Below are 7,482 nucleotides of genomic sequence, written 5' to 3'. Positions count from 1 at the left end.
AAAATTTCAGAAATCCACCCAACTTTGGGCTTTACAGAATTTGATATTCTGGAAAAATGCCGCAAGAGTTTTCATGAGAGTGAGCTTGGCAGGCTTCATTCGGTCTTTCCATTTGATCGTATGGCAAAAGCCGCAGGCCTGTCTGAACAACGTTGGGGCCGCAGGAACATATTCAGTCCTTCCGCAAAGATCGCCCTTATGGTCCTGAAGGCATACACCGGATTCTCCGACAGGAAACTGGTGGAACATCTGAACGGGAACATACACTACCAGATGTTCTGTGGAATCATGATCCCCCCGTCCCTTCCCATAACCAACTTCAAGATAGTCAGTGCCATCCGTAATGAGATAGCATCCCGCCTTGACATTGATTCCTTCCAGGAGATCCTGGCTTCACACTGGAAACCTTATCTTGATAACCTTCACGTCTGCATGACCGATGCCACATGCTATGAGAGCCACATGCGTTTTCCTACGGACATGAAACTCCTTTGGGAAAGCATCGAATGGCTCTACAGGCATATATGCCGGCATTGCAGGGATCTGGGCATAAGGCGTCCGCGCAACAAATACAGGAATGTGGCGGAATCCTATCTGTCCTACTGCAAGAAAAGAAAGAGGAGAGCTTCAAGGACAAGAATGCTTAAGCGCCGTATGATCAAGCTTCTTGAAAAGCTCCTCAGTCAAAGGGATGGGCTCCATAGCGAGTACGGTGCTTTACTCCGATATACGCAGGATTACCATAAGCGTCTTTCCATCATCAGAAAGGTGCTTGTACAGGAAAAGGAAATGTTTGAAGGGCGAAAAGTCAGTGACCGCATCATAAGCATCGACCGTCATTATGTACGTCCCATCGTCAGAGGCAAGGAAACCAAGTCCGTCGAGTTCGGTGCAAAGGTCAATAATATACAGATAGACGGCATATCGTTCATCGAACACCTCTCGTTCAAGGCTTTCAATGAGGGGATACGCTTGAAGGACTGTATCCGTATGCAGCAGAAGCTGATGAATGTAAGGGTAAGATGTGTGGCTGCCGATTCCATATATGCCAATAATGCCAACAGAAAGTTCTGTACTAAATATGGGATATCCACATCCTTTGTGCGCAAGGGAAGGGAGGGCAAAGATGAGCCTTTGAGGAAGCTGCTTAGAAGCGAACTCTCAAAAGAAAGGGCCACACGGCTTGAAGGAAGCTTCGGCACTCAAAAGCAACATTACTCGCTCGCAAGGATAAAGGCAAGGAACAAGAAGACGGAAATCCTGTGGATTTTCTTCGGAATACATACAGCAAATGCCATACTGGTGATTGACAAGATCAGGAACAGAACGGGGAAAGCTGCATGATATGAGTTTACTGAAAGAATCAGAAGAGGTCAGAAGACTTCTTCCGGAACTTCATGTATTGTCAGATAAGAGTATATGAGAATATACAGAAAAATGACAATAATAATGGCATATGAAGTGATTATACTCTATCATCTTCATATGCCATGGTATTTGGGGGGAACATTTACTGAATATTCCACACACACTTCTACATGAGAAGATATTATCGACATAAGAAACCGATTGTTTTCATTGTGATACTATCTAAAACAGATTCAACTTATTTTTCTGAGCTTCTTCCAACGAAACAGTTTCACGTTTCAGTAAACCGCTTTTTTCGCGGAGTACCTCGTATTCTGTCTTCAGTTCTTTCACCAGTTCGGCTTTCAACTGCGGATTTAACAATTTGGAAGCCACACTTGCATTCAGAGAAGCGTCTTTCAGATGTACCACCGGTGCATGATAGACAGGAGCAATCTTCAATGCCGTATGCATTTTCGATGTAGCAGCTCCACCAATCAAAAGAGGAATATCCAGTCCTGCTTTTTCGAGTTCCATAGCTACATGTACCATTTCTTCCAAAGAGGGAGTAATCAAACCGCTCAACCCAATCATATCCACTTTTTCTTCAATAGCACGCTGTACAATAGTTTCTGCAGGCACCATCACTCCCAGGTCTACAATATCATAACCATTGCAAGCCATCACTACCGCTACAATATTTTTTCCAATATCGTGCACATCACCCTTCACTGTTGCCAACAACACTTTTCCTGCCGAAACACTTCCTTCCACTTTTTCCGATTCAATAATCGGTTGCAGGATAGCTACAGCTTTCTTCATCGTACGGGCAGTTTTCACAACCTGAGGAAGAAACATCTTACCGGCACCAAACAACTCGCCTACATAATTCATTCCATCCATCAACGGCCCTTCAATCACATCAACCGCTTTATCATAAAGCGGCAATGCTTCCGCCAAATCCTTTTCAAGGAAATCTCCAACTCCTTTCATCAAAGCATATTTCAAGCGTTCCTGAACGGATTCTTCTCTCCACACATCTTGTTTGGCGGCCGGTTGTCCGGCAGTTCCGTTCATAGTTGCTTTCAGAGATTCCGCCAATTCTATCAGACGTTCCGCTGCATCCGGACGACGATTCAAGACAACATCTTCTATCTTCTCCAATACATCGGTCGGAATATCACTATATAACACAGAAGTTCCCGGATTCACAATCCCCATGTCCATTCCTTGCTGAATGGCATGATAAAGGAATACAGCGTGCATCGCCTCACGGATATAATTATTGCCACGGAAAGAGAAAGAAAGGTTACTGACTCCTCCGCTAACATGAGCACCCGGAAGGTTCTTTTTGATCCATGAAGTAGCTTCAATAAAATCCACAGCATAGTTATTATGCTCTTCAATCCCTGTGGCTACAGCAAGCACATTGGGGTCAAAAATAATATCATGAGGATTAAAACCTACTTTATCTACCAAAAGACGATAAGCCCGTTCGCAAACTTCTATTTTACGGGCGGCTGTATCTGCCTGTCCTTTCTCATCGAAAGCCATTACAACGGTTGCCGCTCCATATTGGCGAATGATACGGGCATGTTCAAGGAAAACCTCCTCGCCTTCTTTCAGGGAAATAGAGTTAACGATTGACTTTCCTTGCAGACATTTCAAGCCGGCTTCAATCACTTCCCATTTGGAAGAGTCAATCATTACCGGAACACGGGCTATTTCCGGTTCGGACATGATAAGATTCAGGAAAGTAACCATCTCTGTTTTTGCGTCCAACAGTCCGTCGTCCATATTGACGTCAATCACCAAGGCACCGTCTTCCACTTGTTGACGGGCGATGGAGAGAGCTTCATCATATTTCTTTTCGTTTACCAGACGGAGAAACTTACGTGAACCGGCTACGTTGCAACGTTCACCGACATTTACAAAGTTAATTTCTGGTTTAACTTCCAATAATTCAAGTCCGGAAAGCCACATGCAATCTGGTGCAGAAGCAGGAACATGTGGTCTAGCATCTTCTACAAGCAACTGATATTCAGCAATATATTCATCTGTCGTACCACAACAACCACCAATAATATTGACTAATCCTTCTTCAATATATTCTCTCACTTCATGAGCCATATCCGCAGGTGTCTGGTCATACTTACCCAGACTGTTCGGTAATCCGGCATTCGGATAGGCACTAATATAATAAGGTGCATGAGCTGCCAACTGTTCCAGAAATGGTTTCAACTGACGGGCACCGAATGAGCAGTTCAAGCCGACAGAAAAGATATTGGCATGTTGTACAGAAGCAAGAAATGCATCCAATGTCTGACCGGACAATGTTCGTCCGCCAATATCGGACACCGTTACAGATAACATGACAGGTACTTCCACGCCTGTCGTTTTCATAGCTTGTTCAGCAGCAAAAATTGCAGCTTTGGCATTTAGAGTATCAAAGATTGTCTCAATCAGAATGGCGTCTACCCCACCTTCAAGCATTGCTTCCATCTGTTGCTGATAGGATGTAGCCAATTCGTCATAACTCAAAGCACGATAAGCCGGGTTATTCACATCGGGACTCATAGAACAAGTCTTATTGGTCGGTCCTACAGAACCGGCTACAAAACGAGGTTTATCGGGATTCTTTGCAGTGTACTCGTCAGCAAGATCACGGGCTAGTTTTACGGCTGCCAGATTCATCTCACGTACGTATTCTTCCACATGATAATCAACCATGGAAACAGTGGTCGAACTAAACGTATTGGTCTCGATGATATCCGCACCCGCTTCCAGATATTTACGATGAATATCCTGAATCACATCGGGTCGTGTCAAACATAATAGATCATTATTCCCTTTCAGCTGTCCGGGAATATGCGCAAAGCGTTCACCACGAAAATCTTCTTCTTTAAGATTATATTGTTGAATCATTGTACCCATTGCCCCATCCAGAATAAGGATGCGCTCGGATACAACTTGAGAAATTGTCTTTTTCATTACCCTATCACATTAATACCTAATAACCTACTCTGCCATCATCAGCCAGGCTCTTCTCAGTCCAGCGTCTATCTTATTAGCGGTGACTTACCGCTTGAACATTCTTGCTATATCTCTACGGTCGTCTTTTTCCTTTATAGATTCTCGTTTATCATACTCTTTCTTACCTTTCGCCAAAGCGACTACTAGTTTCGCCAAACCTTTTTCATTGATAAACAAGCGTACAGGAACAATCGTAAAACCAGGATTTTTCATCTCCCGCTGGAGTTTTTCCAATTCTTTTTTACTAAGTAACAACTTCCTCTCTCTACGTGCCGTGTGGTTATTGTACGATCCATAGAAATATTCGGCGATGTGCATGTTCTTCACCCACAATTCGCCTTTCGCAAAATAACAAAACGTATCTACCAGGCTTGCTTTTCCCAAACGAATGGATTTGATTTCCGTACCGGTCAGCACAATACCTGCTGTATAGGTATCTATCAGCTCATAATCAAACGTAGCCCGTTTATTCTTTATATTTACAGAGGGTTGTTTCATCTTCACACAATTAATTAAGTATGGCCGTCAGTTTGTTAAACACAATTTGTATCACCGCCGGACATAGTATTAACAATACAGACGACAAAAGGGTATATTTTAATCGTTGTTTTTCTTCCACTCCCATCAGTACAGGAACTCCCTCCCATACCACATAGACGATGTAGAACTGCAGCAACCAGGCAATAATTCTAAAATCGGGTAATAGTCCAGTTACAATCTGGAGTAAGAAAGGCACAACAAGCGCATATCCTGCAAATTGTTGCGTCAACGGCATATTGCTATGCATACCAAACATTCTTGCTCCCATTTCATTTATGGCATAAGCTGCCAGAAAGTAGCCACCGAACAGGGCTACAGCTACGGCACAACAGTTAGTCATAGCTATCTGGAAACTTTGCGGGCCACCCCATCCATTCGTCAGTAATGAACCGATGAATACGGACAAGCCGCATAAACCAATCATAGGATAGACAAAAGCCATATATACTTTTCGTCTATCCTCCTCCATAGAAATTTCCTCCCAAGCCTTGGCCGGAGAGGAAATCAATTTCATTGCTATGTTAAATAGTTCTTTGTAGTTCAATGCTATTTTGCAGTATAACCTTCAACATTATATTCTTTTTCTGTGTACTTATCAGTATTTTCTCCTGTGATTTCAATAGAAGAACTACTTTCTTGAGTTACAACAACAATCTTTTGAGGAGTTTGTCCATCATTATCATTTTTAAAAGAAGAAATTAAAGGACTTATATTAAATGCTTTATAAGCTTCATACGGATTATAAGCAATATTTACCGTCTTTTCTTTATCAATAGCTTCCGATGATTTATGATACAAATGCAATTTCAATATTGAATTTTTAACCTCCTCATCTTTAAAATAGGCCAGCGTAAACGAATGCTGAGAAATATTTTCATATTTTTCTGTATAATAAGGAATAGGAATAACAACCCAATCTGAACCATACATCGAAGGTAGAGCACCTTGATAATTGCTTAAAGGCATAATTGTACGATTAGCTAAAGATTTACTAACTTCCATAGGATATGAGCCTGCTGACACATTACCATTTATTTTTATAGCAAAATTTACATCAACATAAATTTTAGATGTATTTTGGTCAACAGGCTGCGTTTCTGTATCATATTGAGCACTCAAAAATACAATATCACCAGGAGTGGCATTCATCAAACTTTCTACTGTTTTATTTGATATAAAAGTTACTCCTCCCCCTGCTACCTGAAATTCACATTGTGGAAAATTACTCTTTAGAGTGATTATACCAAACACAGAAACAACGGTATTATCTTCTCCTTTCATACAAGAAGTAAAAGACACACTCGTTAATACCATCAAAGCCACCAAGAAAAATTTCATCTGTTTCATAAACATATTTTTTAGATTTTGCAAAGATATAAATTCTAATTCATAATTAATAAATGCAAGGACTTAAAAAATACTGCATCAGATCTTATTTTTATTTTATATGACAATCCTCTTTTTGAGTATTCGATTGTTTTTTCAGATGATCTATTGAAGTATAAAAAGCTACCATTGAAAATTAAAAATCACTATTTGTATATTTGCCTTACCTATGTTTAGCAATAGCCAGTAGATTAATTGGGGTTGAAATACTGTCCCTTATCTTTCGTTCTCTTTCCATATTGCACTGCATGCTGCGGACAAACATGATAACATGCCAGACATGAGGTGCAATCCATTCCCCAGACAGGTCTTCCGTCCACAACTGTAACATTCCCTACCGGACAGCTCTTCTCACAGCACTTACACCCAATACAAGCATCCGTAGCATAAAAGTGCTTGGGAGACATCTGAAAACGGTTAAACAGCGGATTTATAATCCTCGTCTTGATAAAAGGCATACTCCCTTCATGACAGAGAAACACAGCTTCTCTCTTACTTATCAATGCATTTATTTTACTGACAGTCAGAACAGCATCCGCCAGTTTTTTCTCTTCCAACTCTTTATCATCTACGTCAAAACCGGGAAGTAATACATAATTATTAGGCATGGTTACCGAAAAACCGGCATGACATTCCCAGCCTTTATTCTTTAATGCCTTCGCCAACACTTGCCGGGTAAGCCCGGTATCATCACCACAGGAACAAACAAAAAACAAATATTGTCCTTTATACTCCTTTAAAACGAGTTGTCTAATAAAGTTCAATACAATTCCGGGAGGTCCCCACGAATAGACAGGAAATACAAAACCGACCTTTTCATCCGCCCGCAAACAAAACTCCAATACTCCATCCTTTAATGCATCAGAGATAAAAACCAACTCTTCTTTTTGTCCTTTGGAAAGCTGATTTGCAATCCACTTAGAGTTACCTGTACCAGAGAAATAAAATATCATAGAAAAGTATATAAAAAAAGCCGCATCGACGATGTGATGAAACTCTGATAGAACAAGATTTGAGCGCTCGCCTTCTTTGTAATCCACCGGCTTAAAGCTGTCCCGAAGGATGTGGCCCGCCATTGAAGAACGAAGCTTTCTCGGTGCATCAGATTAATTTGATGAGTTTCCCGATCCAGTCGACGCGGCTAATATTTTTGTATCACAAATGTAATCAGAATCT

6 protein-coding genes are annotated in these 7,482 nt (G+C 41.3%); 1 reads left to right on the top strand and 5 read right to left on the bottom strand.

Going from position 1 to position 7,482, the window contains the following annotated elements; translation table 11 throughout:
• The first annotated feature begins 3 nt into the window (after positions 1-3).
• The gene (locus tag AB9N12_RS19680; RefSeq protein ID WP_369893776.1) at positions 4-1,344 is read left to right on the top strand and encodes a transposase; all 1,341 of its coding nucleotides are present in this window, start codon (positions 4-6) and stop codon (positions 1,342-1,344) included.
• 246 nt (positions 1,345-1,590) lie between these two features.
• On the opposite strand, the gene metH is transcribed toward AB9N12_RS19680, so the two are convergent.
• The 5 genes from metH to AB9N12_RS19655 all read right to left on the bottom strand — a co-directional run bounded on the left by metH (position 1,591) and on the right by AB9N12_RS19655 (position 7,259).
• Positions 1,591-4,338: a methionine synthase gene (gene metH, locus AB9N12_RS19675; protein ID WP_369893768.1), complete on the bottom strand. Its 2,748-nt coding sequence runs from the start codon at positions 4,336-4,338 to the stop codon at positions 1,591-1,593.
• Between the two features lie 87 nt (positions 4,339-4,425).
• Complete coding sequence (smpB, locus tag AB9N12_RS19670; RefSeq protein WP_369893767.1) at positions 4,426-4,878, bottom strand: SsrA-binding protein; 453 nt, start codon at positions 4,876-4,878, stop codon at positions 4,426-4,428.
• Between the two features lie 10 nt (positions 4,879-4,888).
• Positions 4,889-5,434, bottom strand: a complete 546-nt coding sequence (locus AB9N12_RS19665) for a Yip1 family protein (protein ID WP_369893766.1) — start codon at positions 5,432-5,434, stop codon at positions 4,889-4,891.
• A gap of 32 nt (positions 5,435-5,466) precedes the next feature.
• Positions 5,467-6,267 carry a hypothetical protein gene (locus AB9N12_RS19660; protein WP_369893765.1) on the bottom strand — a complete coding sequence of 267 codons (801 nt, stop codon included), beginning with the start codon at positions 6,265-6,267 and terminating at the stop codon, positions 5,467-5,469.
• A 230-nt stretch (positions 6,268-6,497) separates the two neighbouring features.
• Positions 6,498-7,259: an EFR1 family ferrodoxin gene (locus AB9N12_RS19655; protein ID WP_369893764.1), complete on the bottom strand. Its 762-nt coding sequence runs from the start codon at positions 7,257-7,259 to the stop codon at positions 6,498-6,500.
• Positions 7,260-7,482: the final 223 nt, after the last annotated feature.

Origin of the sequence: Bacteroides sp. AN502(2024) (genome assembly GCF_041227145.1) — a bacterium.
Lineage (GTDB): Bacteria > Bacteroidota > Bacteroidia > Bacteroidales > Bacteroidaceae > Bacteroides.
Note: the sequence above shows the minus strand (reverse complement) of the source record. Positions and strands in the feature narration are given on the sequence as shown.

What these genes read in the sequence shown, in the direction of transcription:
- AB9N12_RS19665 (WP_369893766.1), bottom strand. Translation starts at nt 5,434, where the DNA reads ATGAAATTGATTTCCTCTCCGGCCAAGGCTTGGGAGGAAATTTCTATG.
- smpB (WP_369893767.1), bottom strand. Translation starts at nt 4,878, where the DNA reads ATGAAACAACCCTCTGTAAATATAAAGAATAAACGGGCTACGTTTGAT.
- AB9N12_RS19655 (WP_369893764.1), bottom strand. Translation starts at nt 7,259, where the DNA reads ATGATATTTTATTTCTCTGGTACAGGTAACTCTAAGTGGATTGCAAAT.
- metH (WP_369893768.1), bottom strand. Translation starts at nt 4,338, where the DNA reads ATGAAAAAGACAATTTCTCAAGTTGTATCCGAGCGCATCCTTATTCTG.
- AB9N12_RS19660 (WP_369893765.1), bottom strand. Translation starts at nt 6,267, where the DNA reads ATGAAACAGATGAAATTTTTCTTGGTGGCTTTGATGGTATTAACGAGT.